The organism is Streptomyces sp. NPDC057099, assembly GCF_042671245.1.
Taxonomy (GTDB): Bacteria; Actinomycetota; Actinomycetes; order Streptomycetales; family Streptomycetaceae; genus Streptomyces; species Streptomyces purpurascens.
Map to the genome: position 1 here is coordinate 1 of NZ_JBHUTX010000123.1, position 1,400 is coordinate 1,400.

Annotated in this window: 1 protein-coding gene; it reads right to left on the bottom strand. The window is 68.9% G+C overall.

Annotated features, from left to right (window positions below; all coding sequences use genetic code 11):
- Positions 1–93 precede the first annotated feature (93 nt).
- Positions 94–1,329 (bottom strand): IS701 family transposase, encoded by a 1,236-nt coding sequence (locus ACFT4A_RS42480; protein ID WP_382842057.1) that lies wholly within the window; start codon positions 1,327–1,329, stop codon positions 94–96.
- Between the last annotated feature and the right edge of the window lie 71 nt (positions 1,330–1,400).

Here is a 1,400-nt window from a genome sequence, read left to right on the forward strand (position 1 = left end):
TCTTGCCGGACCGCCCCTCCAACGAATGACATCGTCGTCGGTAGTGGCAGTGCCTGGCGATCGCCTGACGTCTGCGCCGCCACTGGGACCAGCTCATTGCGTGGATGCGAAGCGGTGGGCGGGGTCGGCGTGCGAAGTCAGTTGCCAGGAGCCGGCGGACTTCTGCCACGGTGAGCGGGACCATGGTGGAACCGTTTCTGCATCCCCCTTTGCCGCTGCCTGTGCCACCGTGGCCGCGAGAAAGGCGTGCGCGAGCATGGCCAGGGTGATGTGCCTCATCCAGCCGACGTAGCGGCGGACTTCGTACTGGTCCAGGCCGCACTCGTTCTTCGCGGCCTGGAAGCATTCCTCGATCGCCCACCGGCGCCCGGCAACGCGCACGAGCCGGTCGACGCCGGCGCCCACCGGCGCGTATGCGAGGTAGTAGGCGATCTGATCGGGTCTGCTGATACTGCGCCGGGCCAGCGCCCAGCGGTGATGGGTGGGCCGCTCACCGTCGAAGTCCCCGGTCACCGGGAGCTGGACGGCCGCCCATTCATAGACGCGCGGGCCCTTGGCGCCGTCGCCGCACGAACGTTGCTCCCATGCCTCATCCGGCGCCTGGCTGAAGAGATAGTCGATCCGGCCGAAGCGGGGCACCGGCTGGGACTTCGGGACGGCGAGCACGTAGCCGACCGCGGCTTCTTCCAGCATCCGGCGGAAGCGCCACTCCTGGCCGTAGGCGGCATCCGCGGTCACCCAGGCGATCGGCAGCGGGGAGGCGAGTGCGCGCAGCACCATTGCCCTGGCCAGCTCTGGTTTGGTGGCGAAGGCCCGTTCGTCGGGGATCTTGGCGGCGTGGCAGCGTTCGCGGTCGTCCGTCCAGGACTTGGGCAGATACAGCTCGCGGTCCACCAGGGCGCGTGCGCGGGTGGTGGCGTAGGCGGCGAAGACGCCGATCTGGCAGTTCTCGGTGCGGCCGGCGGTGCCGGAGTACTGGCGCTGCACGCCCGCGGAGGTGGTGCCTTTCTTGATGAAGCCGGTGTCGTCGAGGATGAGGACTCCGTCGGCCTCGCCGACCTTGTCGGCGACGTATGTCTGCAGGTCGTCGCGGACGTCGTCGGCGTTCCAGGTGGCTCCGTTCAGTAGCCGTTGCAGGCCGTCGGGGGTGCGGTGGCCTGCGTGTTCGGCCAGTTGCCAGCCGTTTTTGCGGCCGACCGGGCCGAGCAGGGCGCGGACGTAGTCACGCATGCGGCGTCGCAGGTCGGCACGGCCGAAACGGTGGCCGATGCGCAGGAAGAGGTCGTCGAGTTCACGGTCCCAGGTCGCGTCGGCAAGGTCGTCGATCACACGGGGAGGCTGCCCTCATCACCGCGCAGACAGTTCTCGATGTCATTCGTTGGAGGGGCGGTCCGGCAAGA